Raw genomic sequence first — 25,916 nt, 5'->3', positions numbered from 1 at the left:
ATCATGTAGAAAGCCTCTCTTATTTTTATCAATATCTTGATCTACTTATTCCCTTCGTAAAGAGTTGTCTCTGCATATTTAAAGTCTGACTCATTTTGAGAGTTATCTTTAAACTTGATGAACACCCTTTTAATACCCGCACCTGGCTCTAAACTCCAAGTAAAGTTATCAGTGTAAGGTCTCCAAACAGCTCCAACAAATGATTGTTTATTAGAAACCATCATAAATGCTGCATCTCTTGCCTTAGTGGAGATGGTAACAGTTGGAGAATCTACAGCAGTTGCTCCGCTATTGATTTTCACAAACTGTGGAATCGGTGGAGTAGTATCTAAAGTAATTCTACCTTCTGTGATTAATGATTCGTTTCCTGCTTCATCTCTAAATTTCACATAAACGAATTTCTCACCATCTGTAGAATGCTTAATTAACCAATCCTTTGAAGTTGCATAAGGTTCCCACTTAATATTTTGTTTGAAGTATCTGTCATTTGAAACTTTCATCTCAGTAGCACCTTCAGCAAATATCTCTAGTGAAACTCTACCCGATTTATCATTCGTATATTCTTCACCATTATTGATAATCAATCTCTCGTTGACTGGTTCTTGACGGTCAAGTAAAATACTTGCAGAAACAGCATCTGTAACGTTTTCTGCGTCATCTTTAAATCTCACATAAACTGTTTTCTCACCATCTTCCGCTGCTGATAAATAATGATCATATACATAGTATTTAAACTTCACCCATTGATCATCTGTAAAGTCCTTATCGTTAGAGATCATCATCTTAGTAGCACCTCTAGCATTAAGTTTCAACTTCACAACAGCATCTGGATCTGTACAATACTTTGCACCATTGCTAATTAGAATACTACCCTCTCTTGGTGCATCAGTATCGACACCTACAGAAGCATATGTTGGTCTAGACAAGTTACCTACTTCATCTCTAAAGATGACATATACAAACTTAAGTCCATCACCTTCAGGGAACTTCCATTTTCTAGCAGTTGTATACTTCTCCCATTCTGCTCCTTTGAAATCAGATCTACTTGAGAGCTTCATTTGGTAGGCTCCTTTAGCTGAAATATTCAGATTCACATCAGTAAGGTTTGTCAACTTATCTTTCGCCTCAGCAATTTCTACTGACCCTTGAACTGGTGGAGTTCTATCAAGAGTTACATTTACAGAATAAGTATCTGAGATATTCCCAGCCTCATCCATAAATCTTGTATAAATTTCTTTAACTCCATCCTCACCTGGAAGTCTCCAAGGAATATTATATTCTGAGTAACCTATCCATCTTATCTTCTCAAAGTTAGGGTGATTACTAATTTGCATTTTAATCGCATCCTCAGCATTTACACGGATAAGTGCAATAGCATCTGGATGGTTCACTACTCCATCTTTGTGGTTCTTCACAATGATAGAACAACTAAATGGAGGTTTTGTATCTAGGATAATATTATCTGAAGTTGGCTCAGAAACGTTTCCAGCAAGGTCTTTATACCTTACAAAAACAGTTTTCACACCATCCTTATCATCCAATTTCCATTTTTTGATCGTTTTATAAGTCTCCCATTTGGTATCCATAAAAGTTGGATCATTAGAAACTTGCATAAAGTCTGCCTTACGAGCAAAAAGCTTTAAAGTCACATAATGTTCTTTATCGATAGAGAATTCTGCATTGTTATCGATAACAATTTTACCTCCTAGTGGTGGCTCTGTATCTATAACTACTCGATCAAAAGCTGGTTCAGAAACATTTTTCGCTCTATCCATGTATCTTACATAAACAGTTCTTGTTCCATCTTCACCGGCTAATAATTTCCATTTTTCAACATTCTCTTTGTACACCATCCAACGGGCACCAAAGAAAGTTTGTTGGTTAGAAATCATCATAAAACGAGCATCTTCAGCACTTAGCTTTAGATCAACAATTCTTTGATCATCCTTTAATAGCTTGACCTTTTTTGCTGTATCTAACACAATGCCCTCAGCTACAATATCAATTTTTGGTTTTTGAGGAGGGGTTGCATCTAATATCACAGAAGATGAATACACTTCTGATTCATTCTTTGCCAAATCTCTAAACTTCACATAAACCGTTTTCTTACCATCTCCAATGGTAAAGTTCCAAACAGGAAAAACAGGCTGATATGTAATCCATGATGCACCGCTAAATGATTCATCATTTGAAATCATCATTTCAGTTGCACCTTGAATGATTAATTGAAGTTTATGTTTAGCGTGATTATCGATAAACTTTCTACCGTCATCAATAATTACTCTACCAAATCTTGGAGGAGTTGTATCCACAATCACACGACCAGATACAATTCTAGAATAGTTACCTACTTCATCTCTGAATCGAGCATAAACAACTTTCTCTCCATCACCAGGAGACAGCTTCCAAGGCACTTTTTCAGCATAATCGATCCAACCATCACCACCTCTAATTTGGATATGTGACGCACCTTCTGCGAAGAAATTCAATGTCACAAGAGAGTCTTTAATAAACTTCTCCCCTTCGTTGATTTTCATTTTACAATTAACAGGTGGCGTAATATCAATAGTAATCTTAGAGCTGATTATTTTAGTAGCGTTACCAGCCGCATCTTTGTATTGAATAAAAATTTCTTTTTCACCATCGATACCTAAAAGCTTATATTTTTCATATTTTGCTCTATAAGGCATCCATTCCACACCATAAAAGTCGGGTCTTTGTGAAATTCTCATCGCCTCCGCTCCTTCTGCAGACAAAAATAGGGTTACCATTCTTGACTTATTATTAGTGTAAGGAAGGCCTCCATTGATTAGGATTTCAGGATTTTCAGGAGGAGTTCTATCTAATTCTATCATTAAAGAACTCACCTCAGATACGTCTCCGGTATCTTCATTTTTAAATACGGCATAAATAGTTTTTAACCCATCTCCTTCTCCTCTACGTATAATTGGAAAATTTGATTTTTCCCAATTCACTCTCTCCCAAACAACACCTCTAAAACTCTCATCGCGAGAGATTTTCATATGTGTTACAGCTGAAGAAGCTTTAATTCTTAATGTTACTTTTCCTTCTGGATTATTCGTAACAATACGATCCCCGTCAACAGAAATAGATCCTGAAACTGACTGAGCCCACCCAAAATTTGTAGTAAAAAGAATTATAAAACCAAGTAAAAAAATCTTCATAGAAGTTTTATTAAGCATAATAATAATATATGCTGTGCCAATTATCATGTTAAGCACAATATTCACTATAGGTAACGACCTTTTAGGTGAAATATTGAGTTATTATGATTGATTAATCAAATTACATACCAAGTATGTTAACCCTACTTTGTAAATCATATTTTGTATGATAATATTAATTTAACTCATTTCAGAAATACAAAAAAAACTATCATTTCACATAAAAAATTGTAGATTTATATTTTTAAATAAATGAGAAAATAAAACGCTATAAAGTAAATTTAATGGCAAGACAACGTTTTGATGCCTTACGTTTAGTTGAAGAAAGAAAACCCGTCAATATCACTCCTCCTAGTTCAAAAGTATCTGATTATTTTGGAGAGAATACTTTTGGTCCTTCTATCATGAAGGAACAACTATCATCGGACATTTTCAATCGACTACAAAACGCTATACATAGAGGCGAAAGAATAGATGAAAATGTAGCTGACGCGGTAGCTACTTCACTCAAGGCATGGGCTATTTCCAAGGGAGTAACACACTACACACACTGGTTCCAACCTTTAACTGGTTCAACTGCAGAAAAGCATGATGCATTCTTTGAATTAAGCAGCGATGGTTTAGCCATCGAGCGTTTTAAAGGTAGTGCATTAGTTAGGCAAGAACCTGATGCTTCATCATTTCCTAGTGGAGGTCTACGACAGACTTTTGAAGCTAGAGGTTATACGGCATGGGACCCTACTTCTCCTGCTTTCATTATCGAAAGTGGCTCTGGAAAAACGTTATGTATCCCAACTATCTTTGTATCTTATACTGGAGAGTCTTTAGATAATAAAGCACCTTTATTAAAAGCTTTAGAACAAGTTGATAAAGCGGCTACTTCTGTATGTCAGATTTTCGATAGAAGTATTGAAAAAGTGCAAGCATCCTTAGGCTGTGAGCAGGAATTTTTCTTGATCGACAGAGCTTTAGCAGATGCAAGACCTGATATTCTATTAACAGGTAGAACTTTATTTGGACGTACACCCCCTAAAGGCCAACAGCTTGATGATCACTATTTTGGATCCATACCATCAAGAGTTACTCGCTTTTTACAAGAACTAGAAATAGAATCTTATAAGCTAGGAATTCCTATTAAAACACGTCATAATGAAGTAGCTCCTAGTCAATTCGAGGTAGCTCCAATATTTGAAGAAGTTAATGTTGCCAATGATCATAATGTTCTATTGATGGACCTTATGAAAAAAGTAGCATCTAGACATAATTTTAGAGTGTTATTCCATGAGAAACCGTTCCAAGGAATGAATGGTAGTGGAAAGCACAACAACTGGTCTTTGATTACTGATAAAGGTCGCAATTTATTGCAACCTTCTACAAAGGCTAAAGAGAACCTTATCTTTATCACATTCTTTATCAATATTTTAAAGGCTGTTTATGATAATGCAGACTTGTTACGAGCTTCTATCGCTTCAGCAAGTAACGACTTCAGATTAGGTGCAAATGAAGCACCTCCTGCTATCATTTCAGCTTTTATTGGAACACAATTGTACGACATCCTTACAGAGTTGGAACACAATGGTGATATCAAAGTAAAGAAAGGTGACAATATCTATATGAAGTTGGGTATTAGTAAAATACCTCCAATTCTATTAGACAATACTGACCGTAATAGAACTTCTCCATTCGCTTTTACAGGTAATAAATTTGAGTTCAGAGCAGTAGGTTCTAATTCAAACAACGCAAGAGCAATGACTGTACTAAACACTGCTGTTGCTAACCAATTAGACTTATTCAAGAAGGAAGTTGATAAACTTATCGAACAAGATGAAAAGAAGGAAGTAGCTATTATTGATATCCTTCGCTCTTATATCCCATCAGTTAAGAAAATCATTTTTGAAGGAAATGGATATGGTGATGAATGGGTAAAAGAAGCAAAAAGAAGAGGTCTATCGAATCTAATGGATACTCCTAGAGCCCTTTCTGTATTGAAAAAGCCTGCGACATCAAGATTATTCAAAAGAATGAAAATCATGACTCAGGCTGAGGTGGATGCAAGACATGAAATAAGACTTCAAAACTATATCATGAAGATGCAGATTGAGTCTAGAGTAATGGCAGATTTGGCCTTAAATCATATTGCACCAACTGCGATCAGATATCAAACTATGCTGATTGAAAATGTTCGAGGGTTAAAAGATATCGGACTTGAAGATCAGACAGAAGAAACGATGATCACAATTCAAAAGGTAGCAAAGCACCTAAATCAGGTCAAAAAGCTAGCTAATGATATGACACAAGAGAGAAAACGAATCAACAATATTGAAAACGTCGAAGAAAAAGCAATTGCTTATTGTGACGATGTGAAAGAGAAATATTTTGAAGAGTTACGTTGGCATGTCGACAAACTTGAGACCATGATTGACGATGAAATGTGGCCTCTACCAAAATATAGAGAATTGTTATTCTTAAGATAAAAAAAAGCTGTCTCGTTTATTGAGACAGCTTTTTTTATTTCACTCCTTCTACCATCATACCCCTACTTATTAAAAGCTGAGCGATAATATAAGTGATCATAATATATGCATGGGAAATTTCCATTCCTTGAAAATGTGACAACCCAATCATGATATCAGAAATGATAAACAATAATGCTCCAACTGCAGTAAAAGCTGCCCATTTATCTTTTCTTATAAAGATCCTTGTGAAAGCAAATGAGAACATTACCGAAATGATAATACTATAAGCCAATACAGGTGCAAACATCATTGAGTTGTGAGAAACTATATGTTCTCCAATGAATCCTCCAAATAGAGACAACACAAAGGATAATAAGAACCAAGCAGGCTTATCTTTCACTCCAGAAAAGAAAAAGGCTACGATATATAAAACATGACAAATAAAGAAACTAGACAAACCTAAAAGCATTATCTCTTCTTCTTGCCTAAACATCATGTAAATATCACCTATCCAAGCAAAGAAGAAGCCTATCATTAATGATTTATAAATAATAGAATTCTCTGATGTTTCTTTCCAAGTCGCAGAAAAATATATAGCGATAAACGGCATCAACAAAGGTTTTGAAAAAATTATCAGTAACCTGTTGTCCATAAAATTACTAATAACATTTACGAGAAATATTATTGAAAACATTCCCCAAAAGACCTTTCTCTGCTGTGTATTTAATGGTTCTTTTACAACTTTACTTTGCGTAGTCATTCAATCTTTATTTATTCCCAAGGCTTTTTATTCTTCTCTTCAGAAGTCATTTCTTCAACTAAATCTCCATTCTTTAGTGTTTCTGATATTACTCTAAATGGACCTTTAATTATTACTTCACCATCTTCTAAGCCTTCTAAAATTTCAATATTATCAAAATCACTGATTCCAGTTTTTACAATTCTTGCATCAGCTTTTGATGTTTCTATATTGAAAACAAAAACAACTTCTACTAGCTCACTGTCTTTTTTGTTCGACGGCTTCTTCACCATGTTTTCGTTGTCATTATCCTCATCTTCTTCTTTATTTTCCACCTCATATCTCTTTCTTGTCGTTACCGAAGTTAATGGTACTACAAGAATGTCAGACTTACGTTGAGTAATAATATCAACGCTAGCTGTCATACCTGGTCTAAATGGTGATTCAGCACCCATTCCTTCTGCCATAAGGTTGGCATATGATTCAGGTAATACTCTAATTTTCACTTCAAATTCAGTAACAACATCAGAAGTTGCTGCATCTTTTGCAGAATTGGCAATAGCAGTAACCATACCTGCAAACTTTAAGTCTCGGTAAGAGTACGCATCTACATCAATTACGGCTGTATCTCCTTTATGTACTCTAATAATATCGTTCTCATTAACATCAACTAATGCTTCCATTTCTGCTAAATTGGCAATACGCATCATTTCTGTTGCAGACATCTGACGGGCACCGACAATCATCTCCCCTTTTTCAACAGAAAGCTTTGAAATAACACCAGACATTGGCGCGTAAATTTTAGTAAGTTCTAAACTCTCTTTTGCATCATCTACCTGCGCTACTGCACTTTTCACTGTATATTCTGATGCTCTAACATTTTCTTCTGCCGCTTTAAGATTCGCTTGTGCAATTTCAAATTCTGCTCTACTGTTTTCAAAGTCCTGATCAGAAATTACTTTATCTTCCCACAAGTTTTTATTTCTATTGAAAGTAAGCTCTGCCTGGCTTAACCTTGCTTGGTTCTGAGCAACATCAGCTCTTGACCTTGCCAATTGAGCCTTCTGTGCATTTAATGATGCTCTTGCTTGATCCAATGCAGATTGAAAGTTATCCGGTCTGATCTGAGCCAACAACTGACGCTGTCTTACCGAATCACCTTCTTTTATATATAATTCTCTAATTTCACCAGAAACTTCCGATGACAATGTAACTTCATTAATGGGTTGTACTCTACCAGAAGCACTCACTTTTTCTGTAATAACTCCTTTGGTAACCGTACTAAATTCAACTTTTATTGCCTTTTCATTTGATTGTTTCATGTAATACCCACCAGCTGCAACACAAATAACCAATACAACAAGTGCTACATATAGTAGAGTATTAGATTGTTTCTTTTTCTTATTTGCCATTTGAACTTTTGTTGAAGTTTTTGAAAGAATGTTTTCGATCTATTGAAGTTAAATTTTGTATTTAAATCAGTTTCAGATCAATATTTTTTGTAATCTGAATAATGATTTAGTAAATATAGAATAGTTTTGACACTTTTACGTTATTGACAAAAATAACATTTTATTAATGCCTACATATCCCACAATTCTTAGCCTCATGATCGATAAATGGATCGTGTTTAATAATACTGACTTACCTACTGGAAAAATTAAAGAAATCACTATTGTTTGGGCGAACTATTTAAAAACATACCAGTTACAAATCAGGGTACAATTATTTAATAAAAGTTCTACTGTAATTAGAATTGACCTTGAGAACAACTCAGAAGATTATTATATCCAGCTCCTTAGAGGAAGCATAGGAGTTTTCTTCGATAATGAGACTGAAGTACGCGATTATTTATCGACTAAAATCAATAACGACGATCTCTTAACTTAATAAAAGATCGTCGCTATTTATCTATTCTTATCGTTGGCTAGACTTTCTCAATAATCATTGCTGAAGCGCCGCCGCCGCCATTACAAATTGCTGCTAGACCTTTCGTTCCTTTTCTGGCATTTAATACTCCAGCCAAAGTAACTAAGATTCTTGCACCAGACGCACCTAGAGGATGTCCCATAGAAACTGCTCCACCGTGTACATTGACTTTATCAAGATCTAAACCTAGTTCTTTTGCAAATGCCAAAGTCACCACCGAGAATGCTTCATTCACCTCAAAAAAGTCAATATCCTCTTTTGATAAAGAAGCTTTATCTAATGCTTTTCTGGCTGCATCCGGAGGTGCAATTGTAAACCATTCAGGTTCCTTCGAAGCATCTGCATAAGATACAATTTTAGCCATTGGTTTTAAGCCTAATCTTTCTACTGCAGATTTACTTGCTAAAACTAATGCCGCTGCTCCATCATTTATTGTTGATGCGTTTGCTGCTGTAACTGTCCCTTCTTTAGTAAAGACAGCTCTTAATGATGGGATTTTCTCAAATTTTACTTTTGTAAATTCCTCATCTTTTACCACTACAATTGGATCTCCTTTTCTTTGAGGAACACTAACAGGAACTATTTCATTTTCAAATAGTCCATCATCAGTACTCATAGCAGTCCTCTTGTAAGAGTTAATAGCAAACTCATCTTGTTCTTCTCTACTAATTCCACATTTTTCTGCTGTAGCATCAGCACACACTCCCATGGCATTTCCATTGTACACATCAGTAAGACCATCTCTTACCAATCCATCAAGCATTTGTCCATGTCCATAACCATAGCCATATCTTCCTTTAGGGATATAATATGGAATATTCGACATAGATTCCATTCCACCTGCAACAACAATATCGTTGTCACCTAACATAATGGATTGTGCTCCTAACATGACTGTTTTCATCCCAGATGAGCACACTTTATTCACTAAAGTACAAGGTACATCATTTCCAATACCTGCACCTAATGCCGCTTGTTTTGCGGGTGCTTGTCCTAAATTTGAAGAAATAACATTCCCCATGAAAACTTCATTTACTTCTGAGGCGTCTACCGAAGCTTTCTCCAAAGCTCCTTTTATTGCTGTGGCACCAAGGTCTGTGGCCGAAAGTGAAGATAATACTCCACCGAAGCTCCCTATCGGAGTTCTTACTGCAGATACAATATAGACTTCGTTCATAGTGTTTATACTTATGTTTGTTTATTGGTAATTGGTGAATATTAATTCATTGCAATATATGAGAAAAGAATTAAAGGTGTAATTATTACAATAAATAATTTAAGAGATTGATTTAAAATAAAATATATAAATTCTCTTCTAGTTTCATCACTTCTTCCCCAAATTTATTATTCAGCCAGATGTAAGAATAAGGACTTAAGGGTGCTTCTTGATGAAGATTTTGTTCATTTAATTTCAGTAATTCCAACTTAGAAGATCTCCAAACCAGTTTTTCAGTATTCTCAGTCACTTTATGTTCATGTAATAATTCATCAGACATTTTATGAAGGTGTGATTGTATGATTTCCTTCTTATCATGTATAGAGGATAATTGAGTAATTAGATGGTTCCCTTTATCAGAATGGAAAACTGACGATGCTAAAAGTTCTAGAATGCCTGATAGCTTTCTCAAACGTAAAGCGACATCTTCCATTTCATTTTTATGTGATTTAAAATGGCTAGATTCTTTAACTACAAAAGGGAAAATTTTTCTCTGTTTACGAACAGAAGTAATAATATCGGTATTATCTTCAAACAGCTTCTGACGATCCTCTTGATCTCCTTTTAATGTTTCTTCATACAAATTACTGATCAATAACAGGCACTTTGATAATTCGAACCTCCACTCCTTCTTGGCATGTATCGGCAATAAAAAAATGAAGATAACACTTATCACACCACCAACAGCAATATTAATTGATCTCCAATAAGCTGCTTCATAAGACCATCCATCACCAATACTTAAGACAATAAGCATGGTCAAAATTGCTACTTGATAAGCATATTTATTACTCTTAAAAATAAATATTGAAAACAATGGGAAAGCGACACCTAATGCTAAGCTATGAATCAAAAGATTATCTGGGAACCAAAACAAAGTAAACAAAGACATTCCTGCCCCGAAAATAGTTCCTGACACTCTTTGTGACACCCTGTTTATTACCCCTCCCAATTCTACAACAGGCCTATTTAATACAAGGCAAGTACCACTTATCCATGATCCATGGGGTATTTCTAATAATTTGGCACCTATAAAGGTAGACACTACCAATACCATCAATTTTAATAAGTGTACTAACTCTAAGTTAGAATAAATCCACAGCTCGATCTTTTGTTTATTAATATCCATTCAATTCTTTAACTACACTCTTATACTTAGATCACTAAGTTATTTCTTTCTTTACAATTGTAATTTTAATTAACAATCATCACTCTTTACCAGTAACAAACATCACTATTTCTGATCTACATCAGAGACTGATTAATTATAGTTATATAAATTCGGTTTCATTAAATATTTAAGATTTTAAGATTAACATAGATCAATTTTTCAACCTAAAAATGTAGCCAATTTTGAGTCATCAGCTACTAAAAAATTTATTTATAATGAAAACAAGACTACTGTTTATTCTATTATCTCTTACTATTTCGGTTACATATACATTACAGGCTAAAGATGACCCATATGTTTATGTTACAAAACCCCAAAACCTAACCGAAGGTAAAAATAAAGTAAAACAGATAATACTAAATAATCATCTAAAGGTATTGCAACAAGACAAGATATTAAATGGAGAGGAATACTATTCTGTAGAAATAAGATGCATTGACCCAGACGGCAACAATCATGATATCTATTTTGATTACTCATCAAAACTTGGAGTATCAAAACTGATTCATTTAGAATTTAATGTGACAGAAAATAAGTGACACTTATAACTTTGATTCGTTTACCCGATTAAATTACTCAATGAGCTTTTAGGCTCCCTTTTTCGAAAGGGGGCTTATTTTTTATACAAAAAAAGGCCACTCCATAAGGAGTAGCCTTCTATGTCTAAATTCAATTCCAATACTATAAATTACATAGACTCATGGAAAGTTCTTTGAATCACTTCTAATTGGTGAGCTCTTGATAATCTGATAAAGTTCACAGCGTATCCAGAAACACGGATTGTTAACTGTGGATATTTCTCAGGGTTTTCGTAAGCATCCATTAAAGTATCTCTGTTCAATACGTTCACGTTCAAGTGATGAGCCATACCGCCTTCTTCAGCGAAGTAACCATCCATCATAGTTACAAGGTTTCTTACTTGAGTTTCACGATCAGAACCTAAAGATTTAGGAACGATTGAGAATGTATTTGAGATACCATCTTGAGCATCATTGTAGTCTAATTTAGCTACAGAGTTCAATGAAGCTACAGCACCATTAGTATCACGACCGTGCATTGGGTTAGCACCTGGAGCGAATGGCTCACCAGCTTTACGACCGTCAGGTGTAGCACCTGTTTTCTTACCGTACATTACGTTTGAAGTAATTGTCAATAATGACATTGTAGGTACAGCTTCACGGTACGTTTTATGTTTTGCTAACTCAGTGAAGAAGATATGAGTGATTTCTTTAGCGATGTTATCTACTTCGTCGATATCGTTACCATATTTAGGGAAGTCACCTTCGATTTGGAAATCAACTGCTAATCCATTTTCATCACGGATAGGTTTTACTTTTGCATTTTTAATCGCAGATAATGAATCGGCAATAATTGAAATACCTGCAGCACCATAAGCCATATCGATACCTGGATTAGTATCCAAGAATGCGAATTGAGCTTTTTCGTAGTAGTGCTTGTCATGCATATAGTGAATGATGTTCATCGTTTTCACATAAACACGAGCTACTTCTTTCATTGTCTTCTTGAATTGCGTCATCACTTTGTCGTAATCCAAGTACTCATCGTTAGCCATTGAATCGATACCATCAACTGTCAGTACGTTTTTCACTTCGTCATGACCAGCGTTAACAGCCATCAATAATGCTTTTGGTAAGTTTGTACGCGCACCAAAGAATTGGATTCTTTTACCAATGTGTTGGTAAGATACACAACAAGCAATACCATAGTCATCAGATCCACGGTTCGGACGCATTAAGTCGTCATTTTCGTATTGGATTGATGAAGTATCAATAGAAACTTGAGAACAGAATTCTTTAAATCCTTCAGGAAGATCTTTAGACCAAAGTACAGTTAAGTTTGGCTCTGGAGATGCACCTAAATTATAAAGAGTTTGTAAGAATCTAAATGATGTTTTTGTCACTTTAGTACGACCGTCTGAGAATTGACCACCGATAGCTTCAGTTACCCAAGTTGGGTCACCGCCGAAGATCTCATCATAAGCACCTGGACGTAAATGACGAACCATACGTAATTTCATTACGAAGTGGTCGATATATTCTTGCGCTTCAACCTCATTGATTGTACCTGCTTCTAAATCTCTTTGAATATAGATATCCAAGAAAGAAGATACGTTACCTAATGACATTGCTGCACCATCTTGTTCTTTTACTGCTGCTAAGTAAGCAAAGTATACTGCTTGTACTGCCTCTTTTGCTGTCTCAGCTGGACGAGTTACATCTAAACCGTACATTGCAGCCATCTCAGCGATGTCTTTTAATGCTTGAATTTGAGAAGTAATCTCTTCACGTAATTGAATGTTCATAGCGATATCCGCTCCTGAACCAACGATTAAACCGTTTTCAATTTTATTGAAGTCAGCTTGCTTAGCTGCGATTAATTGTTCTGTACCATAAAGTGCTAAACGACGGTAGTCACCGATTACACGACCACGAGCATAGTTATCAGGAAGACCTGTAAGTACACCTAATGAACGGTAAGTACGGATTTCTTTATCATATGCTGCGAACACTTGATTGTTGTGATCTTTAGCATATTTGAATACGTTTTCAACTGATGGGTTAACTGTCTTACCTTTTTCTTCAACAGCGTTTTTAACTACTCTATAACCACCGAAAGGTTTCATAGCACGCTTAAGAAGCTCGTCAGTTTGTAAACCAACAATTGTTTCTAAATCTTTATTGATGTAACCTGCTTTGTGAGAAGTTACTGTAGAAATTGTATCTGTATCTATATCACGACAACCATTATTGTCACGCTCTTCTTTCATTCCTGCTAAGCAGATATCCCAAAGTTTTTTTGTAGCTTCAGTAGCTTCTGCTAAGAAAGATGAATCTCCGTAATATGGTGTAACATTATTGATAACAAAATCATAAACATCGATTTCATTTTTCCATTTTGTACCAACGAACTGAGAGTTTAATACAGCGTTTTCCATGTTTTCCATTTTTTAGTTTTTCTTTACAATCTACACATTACATTAACGGTGTTTTTCACACTTCGATGCAACGATTAAGTTTTATTTAATTAATTCAGGTTAAATAACTCAACAGGAGTTAATTATTGTTTTATCAATTCTTCTTTGATCTGTTTTTCCTCTTTTTCAGATTCAGGCTTAACAAACATCCACCAGTAAACCGTACCAACGAAGAACGCTCCTCCTACAATATTTCCTAGCGTTGCAGGGATTAAGTTAGTCACGATGAAATCTGACCAAGTAATTGCAGCTCCATTAAACATTGCTGCAGGGATGACATACATATTTGCAATACAGTGTTCAAATCCAAATGTTACGAATGTCATTACCGGGAACCATATCCCAATTACTTTGCCCATTACATCTTTTGCAGCATAAGCTTGCCACGCAGCTAAACATACAAGCCAGTTGGCTCCAACTGCCTTGAAAAAGGTCTTATAAAAAGGATTCCCTACTTTGTGCTCTGCTACACTGATTAGAGAATTGTGAAATACTTCAGCATCAACGACACCAGTTAATGTTGTAATAAAATAGGCTACAAATAGAGATCCTACAAAATTACCTAAATAACCAAATGTCCAAACTTTACCCAACTTTGAAAATTTCTGATCTTTTGCAAGTACTGATACAGTCATCATAGCAGTAGATGATGTAAAAAGTTCGGCTCCAGCAATAATCACTAAGATTAGTCCTACTGGGAACACAGCACCCATTGCAAATTTTGCTAAACCAGGATTTTCAGCAGCGATACCCGGCATACCTCCTCCGACAATAATTGCTAAAAGGAATCCAAAAGCAACGTAAGCACCTCCTAAGAATCCGAAGACTAACAATTGTTGGATGGACATATTTCCTTTTTGTAAAGCACCATTTCTGATGTTACTTAAAATATCTTTTGGTGATGAATAACCCATGTTGTGAAAGTTTTTTTGAGATTGATCTCTCGTGATCAATACAAAGATGTCATTCTCTAAAATCTATTTTGGTGATAGCCATCACTAAAAGAAAATGATTGCACACAAATATTCATTTACCACTCAAAATCAACTATTTAAAGCTTATTTTTCAATCAAAAAACCGCTGTAGAAACACTTATTATCAATTGTACTATATACACAAAAAGGTGATTTTGGTAATGAAAATTCTCTTTTAGCGTAAACGAAAAAAAAGCGAAAATTCGCTTTCAGTCTAACGGAATTACATATACATTTATCCGTGTTTTTTTGAATAAAAATAACCGCATGAAAAAATAGATTTTAATAGTTTTCAAGATGATTTCACCTCAACAAAACCATACTTTTTAAGTATTTTAGATACAAAATCTATTACTAATAAGAACTGATTTATATTATGGGACATCATCATCACCATTCGCATGGACAACATTCTGATAGCACAAAAAATATTGGATTTGCATTTATACTCAACTTAGTTTTCACCATAATAGAGTTTATCGGAGGGGCAATGACCAATTCTGTCGCTATTTTATCAGATGCCATTCACGATTTAGGCGATACATTAGCTATAGGTATGGGTTACTTTTTTGAGAAATACTCCAATAAAGAAGAAAATACTAAATATACTTATGGATACAGAAGGTATTCAACTTTAGCAGCTATTGTCAATATAATTGTACTCACGGTTGGTTCTATATTGATTCTCTTTAAAACAATCCCGAGACTCATCGAGCCACAAGAGGTCAATTCTGAAGGAATGGTATACATGGGTATTTTAGGGGTAATAGTTAACGGAGCGGCAGTTTTTAAACTTTTCGGAAATAAAGACTCCGCAAATCAAAGAGTAATGATGCTACACCTTATGGAAGATACATTAGGATGGGTAGCTGTCCTTATTGGTGCTATTGTGATGCACTTTTATGACATCCCAATTATCGACCCTATCCTTTCAATATGTATTGCTGTATTTATCTTATATAATGCCATTAGAAACCTCTTTAGTATTTTACCTATATTTCTTCAGGCGGCACCGAAAACAGTTAACCAGGAAGAGATTATTAGCGAACTAAAGGAAATTAACCATGTAACCGGAGCTCATGACCTACATATATGGTCTTTAGATGGGGAATTTAATGTTATGAGTTTACATCTAACTGTAGATAAAAATGTTGATATGAAAGAAGCTTCACTTATTAAACAAAAAGTAAGGGAAATTATAGACAAAGACCATATCAAACACATCACTATTGAGATCGAATGTGATGATGAAGATTGTGAAATGAATCATCGGCATTAAATCTAGATAAAACGAAAGCCTCAGGTTAAACTCTGAGGCTTTTATTTTATTTATGGTCTTTCATATATTTTATCATCATTCTTATAACCCGACTTGCTTTTATACCAATCAGAATAACTTCCTCCACTGGCTTCTGCCCATGTTCTAAAATGATTGTAAGCTGTAGTAATTTCTACATTCTCGTATGGGTACTTGAACTCATTGGCTACAACATTAATTGCCCATGGATGATTCAAAGTTGTTTTATAATAGGTATTCGTTCCTGAATCGGTATTATCATCATTCGTTTTGAAATAGTCATCCTCTGCCAATTCTGTTGGTGCATGATTTGGTAAGTGTACCTCCCTACCTCTTTCTTGATTTACAAAAATAAATGGATTAGGATAATTGGTAAATGCAGAGTTTGCCAATTTATTCGCATCAAAATTCATTGTAACAGTAAACTCGTGAGGAGTCACATATGGACTTGACGGTTTCACATTGACCAAGATCTCATCTGAAGACATTAATGAGTATGCATTCTCAAAGAAAATCACAGAAGCTTTTGTATTGCCATTTTCTGTTCCATTTGAGGCATTTGAAACTACACCTTGATCTAAAGTCTGTCCTGATACACTATTAACAAGTGAAGCATTAAAAGGGAATTCAATTCCAAAACCATTACGGTAATATCCTCCAATTGCATAGAGTTTAGAGTCCATGATAATATCTCTTACAAAATAGTTGGCATCCACTACCTTTTTATATTTAACACCAATTACAAGGTCATTAAAATCATAATCACCTTTAGCTGGCCATAAATCTTCAAAACCATAGGTAGAATAGTTCGATTTATTATTTATATATATATCAAAAGCGCGTTCAGTATCTTCAGGGTAATCTTCTTCATGATCAAATAACCCATCGCCATCAGTATCTACCGCATCTGATATATCATTAAAGTCTCCTGTATCGATGGTAAAAGGACTGGCTGTTAAGTAAAACATACAATCGTTAAAGTCGTTATCGCCACCAGGACGGCTAATATCTTCAAAACCTAATACCACTAAACCTCTTGAGTCATCATTTAAAGCTACTACATGCTGTTTAAACCCTTCAGGAGAGTCATTATTCAATAAATAGTTGCTATACTTTACACTATTACGGTATTGAGGATTATCAATACTTGGATTCCATCCATTAGGAATTAATACCCACCCCAAAGATGTATTTGCATCAAACCTTCCTAAATGAACTTTATATCCCGTTTGTAATTGACCACCTGAATATTTGTACGATACATTCGGAAATATAATTTTAATACTATCAATATCATTGGTTGTTTGCGGTGGATTCCCTGTAGTATAAGTATAATACCCTAAAGTATTTCTGTACCCTGCTCCTTCATGAACAAAAGTAATCCAAACATCTGCTTCTTGTAAGATTCGTGTATCATAATTGATATCTTGAAGGTAATCGGGATTGTAAGTTGGTACAGGTCTTCTTTCTGGTAATGATGCGTCAATATCATCTAATAGATCTTGTGACACCGTATCAGGTGTGGTTAAATAATCAGGAAGTCCATCAGAATCCCACCCCCCATAATAATTATGAAGTGTTCCTGAATAACTTACCCTAGAACTAGATGTATTTTCAACTTCTTCGGCATTATCATAAATATAACTATCGCTAAGAGAGAGATAGTTCATACCTGTTGTAATTGGATATTCAAAGAATTGTGGTACTCCCGCTTTAAGAGTTTTGATATACAACTTGTTGGTACCTCTTTCTAGATTATAAGAGGATAGAAATGCATCTGAACCTTTTAATACAACTCTCCCTAAAAAAGAATCATCATTAAATGTACTGCTCGAATACAATTCAACAGGCAAATTAGTTGAGCTGTATTCTTGCATGATATTCAGATCATAGTTTTCAGTGGTTGAGAAATTAAAAGAATTATCTACGGTGAGTTTTTCAAATCCCGAACTAGTTGTTGGATTATCTTCAGTCTCCTTTTTACAAGAGAAGATGATTGTTGTTAATAAAAAAAACGCAAGAAAATAGTTTTTCATGATTGGGATGGTCCTGGGTTTAACTTACGTTAAAAACACACCCTAATTCAAACTAGTTCCTTGCGTTACCTATTCTATAAATTTTTATATGATAAACTTTAAATTATCTAATTTTAAAGTCTTCTCTTATCCTACTTTTCTTAAAGGTAAACCTGATTCTGGGATGGATTGGGTTGATACTTCTTCAAAAGCGACACCTATTCTAATAATTTCTTTCTTTAGGAAACCTCCAATTTCAGCAGAAGTTACTTTATCTGTTTTATATGCCGCCCTAATATTTTGTACTCCATACTTTCCTTCAAGCTTCTCTATAGCTTTAAAAAACGATTCCGCCTTGTCTTCAAATTTCTCAGAAGCTGAATTTTCCCAAGTACAATATACCCCATCTAAATCGTACCTTTCGATACACCCTTTGTGTTTTGGTAATATTTGATTTAATCGATGCAAAAATTCTTGTGCTGATTCTAACTTTTGGTTGATATCCTCCGTACGGTAATTCCATCGTAAATGCATCACCACAAATTCTTTTTCCTTTGGGTGATAAAACCTAGAAAATACTGTATCAAATAACTCTGTTGCTCCTAAAAACTTATCGACTTCAAAAATAAAATGGTATAAGCCAAAAAGGACCATCATATATATTGCCCTGCCCAAAAAGAAATTTGAATTGAAAGATTCTATTAAATGATGAATCACTTCAGAAAATGACATATCATCAGAAAGCATACCTTTTAATACGTCTTCAATTACAATAGCAAAGAAGATTACAAAAGTATAGAGGAGGGATTTTAATAATACAACATTAAGTAGTTTGGTCCTTTTTAATTTTAAATCTATCCCAACAGATTCTAAAATAACTACCACTTTACCGGTTAATGCAGCAGAAAAAGTAGCAGCACCAATATATCCAATCTTAAAATCAATTTTATCCGAAATAAGAACAGCTATAATCACTAAGAGATTAAGCCCTACGGCAAAGTAGGTAGTGACTAAAAATGTCTTTTTCACTTCATGTATAATAGTTTCCTTTAGGTTACTCATATTTCTTTTTGCTTAATATATTTTGTCAGTTTGAGTACTTTTCTTCTCATATAGATTGAAGCTACTAATATAGAAGCAATATCAGAGAAAAAAAACGAAAGCCATGTTCCACTGATCCCCCAGTAATAAGAAAAGATGTATACAAAAGGAATTCTAAAGAGTACTTGTCTGTTTAACGTAAGTAATAATGCATCTTTTGCTTTCCCTAAAGATTGAGCATACATAGAGGCCATTATGCCAATAGTTACAATAGGTAGACAGGTCATAACACCATAAATTGCAGGTATACTTTCTTCGATTAATTGTTGGTCGTTAGTAAACAAAGAAGTAAGCTTCTCATCAAATATAAAGATGATTATGATGATCACTAGGTTGATGACGACACCGTATTTTATGGATTTAACAATGACATCTTTTACTCTCTGGTATTTTTTTGCCCCATAATTAAAGCTAGAAATCGTTAAGAACCCTTGTCCTAGTCCGATCATTGGGAAGGATGCTAATAAATATAGCCTACTAATTACACCATAAACAGCGACACTAACTTCACCACCATGATCATATAAAATATGGTTTAAGATGATAGCGATAACACTAGACGCTGCCTGTCTTGTAAATGAAGCACTACTTAATCCTAAAATTTCTTTTAAGTATTTCTGTTTTAACTTCAAGTACTTTAAGGATATACTCAACTCAGTCTTACCGAATTTAAAAAAAATAAATAGAAATACTGAACCTATAATATATGAGATAAATGTAGCAACAGCGGCTCCTTTCATTCCCCAATCTAATCCTACAATTAATATTGGGTCAAGAATAATATTAATAACGCTAGGAACTACCATAGCAAACATGGCAGTCTTTGCATTCCCCTCTGATCTCACAGCATTATTTGCTACAATTGACCATGTAAGAAACGGGATTCCCCAAAGTACAATAGCATAATATTCTTGGGCGAAACTATAAATCTCACCATTTGCACCAAAGAAGATTAGTAAGGGTTCTTCATAGATTTTACCTAGAACTACTGCAAGAATCGTTAATGTGGATACGATTAGAATTTGATTGCCTAATATCTGATTAGCTACTAATCTATTTTTTGCCCCTAAAGCCCTTGATATAAGAGAAGATCCTCCGATACCAATAGCCATACCGATAGATTGAATAATTAAAATCAGTGGAGACACTACAGAAATCCCTGCCAAACCTAAGGTACCTACCCACCTTCCAATAAAAAATGTATCTGCCATTTGATAAATAACCATTACCAACATACCTGCAGCTGCAGGTACAGACATTTTTATCAATAAGTTTTTAATGGGTTCAACACCTAAATCAGGATGAGATTTTGCTGACATATTCTAACGATAGACATAATAAATGAATGAGCAAAGATGAGTAAAGTATTTTGTAAGTCAATTCATATTTAGAAAAAAACACAAAAGAAAACTAAAAATGTAACATTTTTACTTTACTGTTGGTATGGCAACTCTAAAAGTTGAACCTACATTCTCTTCCGATTCACAAACGATCACTCCTCCATGCATTTCGACAAATTCTTTGGCAATCACCAAACCTAGACCTGTTCCTTGAATATGATTAGTATTACTTGCTCTAAAAAAAGAATCGAACAATTGAGAGAATTCAGTTAATGGTATTCCTATTCCTGTATCTATGATTTCAAAGACAAAGGCAGTATCATCTACCTGTACATTAATTGTTATCAGTTGATCTGAATATTTGATGGCATTAGAAAGTAAATTATCCAAGACATGTTCCATCAACTCAACATCAAGATAAAACTCCTTTAATTCTGTCTTTATATCTATTCGAATTTCTCTTGTCAAAGCAGTTCTATCAATATATTCATCTAAGTATTCTCGAATAAACTTTTCTACCTCTATTTTAATAGGGCTAAATGGAGTTTTTCCTGCCTCGATCTTTCCTAACTGTAAAACCTCCTCCATTAAGATATTCAGTCTTCTCGACTCATTTCTCATTCTATCTACAAACTTGGTAAGGTTTAGTTCTTCTAAATTAAACCCTTTCTTTTCGAGCGTAAGTTCCATCAACTCTAAATTAGTGGTTACAGTTGCTAATGGGGTTTTGAATTCATGTGAAGCCATTGAAATAAATTTAGATCGCATTTCATTCAGTTCTTTCTCCCGCTCTAAATTCTTACGCAACTCCATTTCTATTTTCTTTTGGCTAATCACATTTCTAATAATGATAAAATAGAGATTCTGATTGGCAACAGGGAGTAATGTCAAACTTATTTCAGTAGGAAAGTCTTCTCCATTTTTCTGAATAAACATCCATTCAAAACGGAGTTCTCCTTGACCGTCACAGCTTTCTTTCATTGCTTGAAAAAGTTCAATGGAGCTTCCTCCTTTAGGCTGTTCCTCTGGTGAAACTTTATCCAACCAATGGAAAAACAATACTTCATTAACCTCTCCAAAAAACTGCTCCACCTTTTCATTATAGATAGAGATCCTAAACCGATCATCTAATAAAAAATAAGCATCAGAAGATTTATCAAACATTGTTTTAAATTTTTCTTGTTTGATCTTTAATTCTTTTCTTTTGATCGAAAGCATCTCTTCTAATTCTGAATTTAAGTTTGTCAAAGATTTCTCTGTGATTTTAATATGAGTAATCTCTTTGATGATACAGTTGCTAATCCCTGAGGGTTCACTGATTATTTTGAGCTCATAAAATCGTTCATCTCTAGTATAATCATGTTGGAAAATCTCTTTACTCAATCTAGCTCTTTCTATGATTTCGAAAAAATCTATAGGTAATGGAGATGGAAGAGGAAAAGACAGTCGATCTCCTACATTGATATCTGGCGGGAAATTAATTTCTTTTGGTACATGTAATTCTACTACTTGATTATGTCGATCAATGATAAGCACAAAATCACACATCAACTCAATAATATTGTGTCGTTGTTTTTGAAATATATTGATTCTATCGTCTTTTTCGCCTTTTTCTTTTTCAATATAAAAAGTGATGACAAACATACATCCAAGAGCTACAGTGATAAAAGCACTCTTGGTGAAAAGGCATATGCAGAGAAAAACAATTAAAGCAACAAGAGAAAATGGGGTAGTAATTGATAGTTTTTTGGTCATATTCGTAAATCAATAGAATGATTTACTGTAAGTTATGAAAGATCAACGACTTATTTCACTTTTGAGCGATGAAATTTTGGAAACTTTACTTCCATAAATTTTACTGCTGATTTAAAATTTGTCATTTCTCTATCTGACACCACAATAGGTGTCGAAATCTTTGTATAGATGCTTAATACATCAAATTCCTGTTTACCTACTTTCTTTTTTGTCACTTCCCAAAACAAAATATATTTTGACAAATTAATCGTTTCCTTTGCTCCAATACGTAAAGGATAGCTTTCCGTCACAGACATTGTCTTAAAGGTCACCTTTTTATAAGCAAACATAATCCTCACCAACATCATGATCGTAAGGAGTACAAAAGAAAGTAATAATACTAGTTTATACCATGCAAATCCTCCTAGATCCATCCACCTAACAGTACCTACAGATAACATTACCATTAGAAAAACAAATATCCCTAATGCAAAAAAAGCAGGAGTCTTTGGGTATAAATTTATTGCTTTGGTGTTTCCTGTTCTATTTGACTTCTTACTCATGTTAACCTACTAAAATCAAAATTGCTGATACCATTGCTCCACCTGTCACAAAGAAATTCCAGTCTCTTTGAGACCACATTGTCATTCTCATCACAATCAGGTTTATCAGCATAATAATTAACACAATAACAATCTGACCTAGTTCCAAACCTAAATTGAAGGCTAATAACGGTTCGACAATATTTTCACCAGAACCTAAAAGAGACTTTAGGTAATTTGAAAATCCTAAACCATGAATCAGTCCAAATACTGATGCTTCAATATAATATCTTCTAAATGGAATTCTTTTATCAAGATAATGTGGTCTGTTTTTATGATCTACAGAATTAAATAGATTAGAAATACAAACAATAATGATGGTCACCGGGATAAGTGTTTCAATTAAATCGGCATCAATATTTACTATATCTAAAGTAGACAATGCCAAAGTAATAGAATGGCCTAATGTAAATGCTGTGACTAACCAAATTACTTTTTTAAGATCTCTTGTGCTGAAAGTCGCTACTAAGGCTAAAATAAATAATATATGGTCGTACCCTTTAACGTCTGTAATGTGCTCTAACCCTAACTGTAAGTAAAGCCAAAATTCTGACATAATGCTGTTGTGCTTGTTAATTATTAATTGTTACAAATATAATTCAGTTTCATTCCTAGTGCTCCCAATATTTACAAATAAGGGCGGATTGATATTCTTTAGGGGTATTCATACAATAATCTCTCCTAATTGTATTATATTAAAAAGGAATATAATAATTTTGATAGCTCATATCAATTCAAGTTAATCATGCAGTTTCTGAGAAAATTATCTCTGTCGATGCTCTTTTTATTAACTAGCATCTCCACATTGTACGCACAGGACTCTTGGGAAAAGATCAAGGAAAAAAGAAAAGGAAGTGTCACTGTATACTATATACAGAACAAACCTTTTGTCTATTCATTGGCCAATGGCTCTATGGGCGGTATAGAGTATGAAATGTTTTCTGAGATAATTAATCAGAAACGAAAAGAACTGAAAGCTGTAATTGATATTAAATGGGAATCAGTCGCTTCATGGGACGAATTATATGACATTATCTCGGACGGAGGTGATGGTGTTTTTGGCATGTCAGGTATTACTATCACAGAGAACAGGAAGAAAGATTTCGACTTCCTTCCAAGATATATGCCTGATATAGAAATTATAGTTTCTTCGGAAGAAGTCCCACTCTTTCAAAAAGTAGAAAACTTTAATTCTGCCATGCAGTCTCTTCATGCAGTGACAATAAAAAACTCAACGTTTGAACGTAACATTGTCAAACTAAAAAACGAACACCTTCCTGCATTAGAATATTCCTATGTCAATAATGCAGAAGATATGATTAATAAAATAGCAAGGGCAAATGATTTATGGGGTTATACTCAACTGTCGAACTATGCCTATGCATTATCTAAAGGACTTCGTTTACATAGACAATTGTTCTACCAAACTGAAAATAGTGGTTTGGCTGTAATTCTTCCGTTAAATTCCACTTGGAAGGATCCTTTATCTGAATTTTATGCCTCTCCTACTTTCAAGCCATACATCAATAACCTTATCCGAAAGTATTTAGGGGATAAAATCACTGATCTAATTTGGGATATCTCTGCAGAAGATAATAGTCTTATTGATACATTAAGAAACCAACAGCGAGAAATCGGGCTTTTAACTGTAGAGTCTGAGATCAGGTTATTACGATTAACTCAAAAAGAATTGGAAATCTCCCAACAGAATACTATTCGAAATATTCTTGTTGTTGGACTATCCGTCACTTTATTACTTTTAGTGATGCTTTTCCACTTTAATAATCTCGTGAAAAGATCTAATCATAAACTAGAGCAACAAAACCAAGAGATTGATCAACAGACTAAGTCTCTAAAAACTGCCTACACCGATTTAGAAAAGCTTAGTGGAATTGGTAGAGAAATCACATCTAAGCTACATATTTCTGAGATTATTAGAACTTCTTATGAAAGCATCAATGAGCTGATCGGAACCCCTATTTTTGGTATTGGCATATTTGATGAAAAGACGAATCAGCTCAAGTTCCCATACATATTTGAAGGAAACCAGGTACTTGAAGAACAAGCTTATGATATGAATGATAAGATGAGACTAGCAGTAATGTGCTATGATCAGAAAAAAGAATTTTTCATTCAAAAGTTTAGTTCTGACCACCGTAACTATGTAAAAGAAGTACTAAAACCAATTGTAGGTAAAAATGCAGAGTCCATTATTTATATTCCTCTAGTGGCTAAACACAAAAAGCCAATAGGCGTATTTACGGTTCAATCTTTTGATCCTAATGCTTTTGATAGTTACAAACTGAATCTTGTAAGAAACCTTGCTATATATATCCGTATTGCTCTGCAGAATGCCAATTCATTTAGTAATCTCAATGAGAAACAACAAAAACTTAAGGAAGCCAACTTCCATATCATTGAGCAAAAGGAATTGATTGAGGAGAAAAACCATGAATTACAATCTGCTAATGCTGATAAAAACCATTTATTAGGCATTGTAGCTCATGATTTAAGGAATCCGCTGGCGAGTTCAATTACATTATTATCAATGCTAAATGCTACAGAAGCCAATTTAGATGAAGATGAGAAAATGTGTATTGATGGATCGCTTAAGGCAATGCATCGTATGAATAATATGATTGAAGAAATCCTTGATGCAAGAGTCTCTGCAAACAAAAAGGAACAGGCTACACAAGAAGCAGAAAAGGATATCTTCTCGATTTCCGAAGTGATTGATCAAGTCGTTAACGATTTTAGTAGTACCGCTGATAGAAAAAATATTGCATTAAAGTTTAATCTATTATCTGATGGCCTTGTTGAAGCAAACCAACAACACTGTATTCAGATTGTAGAAAACCTTATATCCAACGCAATTAAGTTTTCTCCTAATGGTACTCAAGTTATCACCACTTTAGAAAAAACTAAAGACCATATCATCATTGATATCACAGATCAAGGTCCTGGTATCTCGGAAGAAGATCAGAAAAAGTTATTTAAGAAATATCAGAAACTCTCAGCAAAACCGACAGGTGGAGAAAAATCTACAGGCTTGGGGCTTTCTATTGTTAAGAAGTATATTGATGAAATGGAGGGCAAGATTTCCTGTAAATCAGAACTTGGCAAAGGTACCTCATTTATCATCAACATTCCATATTTATAAAA

Annotated in this window: 18 protein-coding genes; 5 read left to right on the top strand and 13 right to left on the bottom strand. The window is 34.3% G+C overall.

The annotated features are described in order from the left end of the window. Positions 1-41: 41 nt before the first annotated feature. Positions 42-3,185 carry a hypothetical protein gene (locus QL232_RS22455; RefSeq protein ID WP_168881336.1) on the bottom strand — a complete coding sequence of 1,048 codons (3,144 nt, stop codon included), beginning with the start codon at positions 3,183-3,185 and terminating at the stop codon, positions 42-44. Between the two features lie 284 nt (positions 3,186-3,469). On the opposite strand from QL232_RS22455, the gene QL232_RS22450 reads away from it, so the two are divergent. Beyond that, positions 3,470-5,659: a glutamine synthetase III gene (locus QL232_RS22450; RefSeq protein WP_168881337.1), complete on the top strand. Its 2,190-nt coding sequence runs from the start codon at positions 3,470-3,472 to the stop codon at positions 5,657-5,659. A gap of 34 nt (positions 5,660-5,693) precedes the next feature. Here QL232_RS22450 and QL232_RS22445 read toward each other — a convergent pair whose 3' ends face one another. Then, the gene (locus QL232_RS22445; RefSeq protein ID WP_281615843.1) at positions 5,694-6,401 is read right to left on the bottom strand and encodes a lysoplasmalogenase; all 708 of its coding nucleotides are present in this window, start codon (positions 6,399-6,401) and stop codon (positions 5,694-5,696) included. Between the two features lie 11 nt (positions 6,402-6,412). Next, a complete protein-coding gene (locus tag QL232_RS22440) occupies positions 6,413-7,792 on the bottom strand; it encodes an efflux RND transporter periplasmic adaptor subunit (protein WP_281615842.1) in 1,380 nt (459 codons plus the stop codon). 196 nt (positions 7,793-7,988) lie between these two features. Here QL232_RS22440 and QL232_RS22435 point away from each other — a divergent pair, with 196 nt between their 5' ends. Continuing rightward, positions 7,989-8,270, top strand: a complete 282-nt coding sequence (locus QL232_RS22435) for a hypothetical protein (protein ID WP_281615841.1) — start codon at positions 7,989-7,991, stop codon at positions 8,268-8,270. Positions 8,271-8,307: 37 nt separating this feature from the next. Here the strand turns inward: QL232_RS22435 and QL232_RS22430 are convergent, their stop codons facing one another. After that, positions 8,308-9,486: an acetyl-CoA C-acyltransferase gene (locus tag QL232_RS22430; protein WP_168881341.1), complete on the bottom strand. Its 1,179-nt coding sequence runs from the start codon at positions 9,484-9,486 to the stop codon at positions 8,308-8,310. Between the two features lie 112 nt (positions 9,487-9,598). Beyond that, on the bottom strand, positions 9,599-10,654 hold the full coding sequence (locus tag QL232_RS22425; RefSeq protein ID WP_281615840.1) for an FUSC family protein: 1,056 nt from the start codon (positions 10,652-10,654) through the stop codon (positions 9,599-9,601). Positions 10,655-10,911: 257 nt separating this feature from the next. On the opposite strand from QL232_RS22425, the gene QL232_RS22420 reads away from it, so the two are divergent. After that, the gene (locus QL232_RS22420; RefSeq protein ID WP_281615839.1) at positions 10,912-11,235 is read left to right on the top strand and encodes a hypothetical protein; all 324 of its coding nucleotides are present in this window, start codon (positions 10,912-10,914) and stop codon (positions 11,233-11,235) included. Between the two features lie 149 nt (positions 11,236-11,384). Here QL232_RS22420 and pflB read toward each other — a convergent pair whose 3' ends face one another. Further along, positions 11,385-13,652 (bottom strand): formate C-acetyltransferase, encoded by a 2,268-nt coding sequence (gene pflB / locus QL232_RS22415; protein ID WP_281615838.1) that lies wholly within the window; start codon positions 13,650-13,652, stop codon positions 11,385-11,387. Between the two features lie 122 nt (positions 13,653-13,774). Further along, positions 13,775-14,605, bottom strand: a complete 831-nt coding sequence (locus tag QL232_RS22410) for a formate/nitrite transporter family protein (RefSeq protein ID WP_281615837.1) — start codon at positions 14,603-14,605, stop codon at positions 13,775-13,777. Positions 14,606-15,041: 436 nt separating this feature from the next. Here QL232_RS22410 and QL232_RS22405 point away from each other — a divergent pair, with 436 nt between their 5' ends. Further along, positions 15,042-15,944 carry a cation diffusion facilitator family transporter gene (locus QL232_RS22405; RefSeq protein WP_281615836.1) on the top strand — a complete coding sequence of 301 codons (903 nt, stop codon included), beginning with the start codon at positions 15,042-15,044 and terminating at the stop codon, positions 15,942-15,944. Positions 15,945-15,994: 50 nt separating this feature from the next. Here QL232_RS22405 and QL232_RS22400 read toward each other — a convergent pair whose 3' ends face one another. The 6 genes from QL232_RS22400 to QL232_RS22375 form a co-directional block, all read right to left on the bottom strand. Further along, complete coding sequence (locus QL232_RS22400; RefSeq protein WP_281615835.1) at positions 15,995-17,998, bottom strand: LruC domain-containing protein; 2,004 nt, start codon at positions 17,996-17,998, stop codon at positions 15,995-15,997. A 126-nt stretch (positions 17,999-18,124) separates the two neighbouring features. After that, positions 18,125-19,039: a hypothetical protein gene (locus QL232_RS22395; RefSeq protein ID WP_281615834.1), complete on the bottom strand. Its 915-nt coding sequence runs from the start codon at positions 19,037-19,039 to the stop codon at positions 18,125-18,127. Beyond that, positions 19,036-20,397 carry an MATE family efflux transporter gene (locus QL232_RS22390; RefSeq protein WP_168881349.1) on the bottom strand — a complete coding sequence of 454 codons (1,362 nt, stop codon included), beginning with the start codon at positions 20,395-20,397 and terminating at the stop codon, positions 19,036-19,038. Before QL232_RS22390 ends, QL232_RS22395 begins: the two co-directional genes overlap by 4 nt. A 108-nt stretch (positions 20,398-20,505) precedes the next feature. After that, positions 20,506-22,173: a PAS domain-containing sensor histidine kinase gene (locus tag QL232_RS22385; RefSeq protein ID WP_281615833.1), complete on the bottom strand. Its 1,668-nt coding sequence runs from the start codon at positions 22,171-22,173 to the stop codon at positions 20,506-20,508. 50 nt (positions 22,174-22,223) lie between these two features. Next, positions 22,224-22,715 carry a hypothetical protein gene (locus tag QL232_RS22380; protein ID WP_168881351.1) on the bottom strand — a complete coding sequence of 164 codons (492 nt, stop codon included), beginning with the start codon at positions 22,713-22,715 and terminating at the stop codon, positions 22,224-22,226. A 1-nt stretch (position 22,716) separates the two neighbouring features. After that, positions 22,717-23,310: a HupE/UreJ family protein gene (locus QL232_RS22375; RefSeq protein WP_168881352.1), complete on the bottom strand. Its 594-nt coding sequence runs from the start codon at positions 23,308-23,310 to the stop codon at positions 22,717-22,719. A gap of 219 nt (positions 23,311-23,529) precedes the next feature. On the opposite strand from QL232_RS22375, the gene QL232_RS22370 reads away from it, so the two are divergent. After that, a complete protein-coding gene (locus tag QL232_RS22370; protein WP_281615832.1) occupies positions 23,530-25,914 on the top strand; it encodes an ATP-binding protein in 2,385 nt (794 codons plus the stop codon). Positions 25,915-25,916: the final 2 nt, after the last annotated feature.

It is taken from the genome of Flammeovirga sp. SubArs3 (assembly GCF_947387565.1).
Classification (GTDB): Bacteria; Bacteroidota; Bacteroidia; order Cytophagales; family Flammeovirgaceae; genus Flammeovirga; species Flammeovirga agarivorans.
This window is presented reverse-complemented; position numbering and strand designations above follow the sequence as displayed.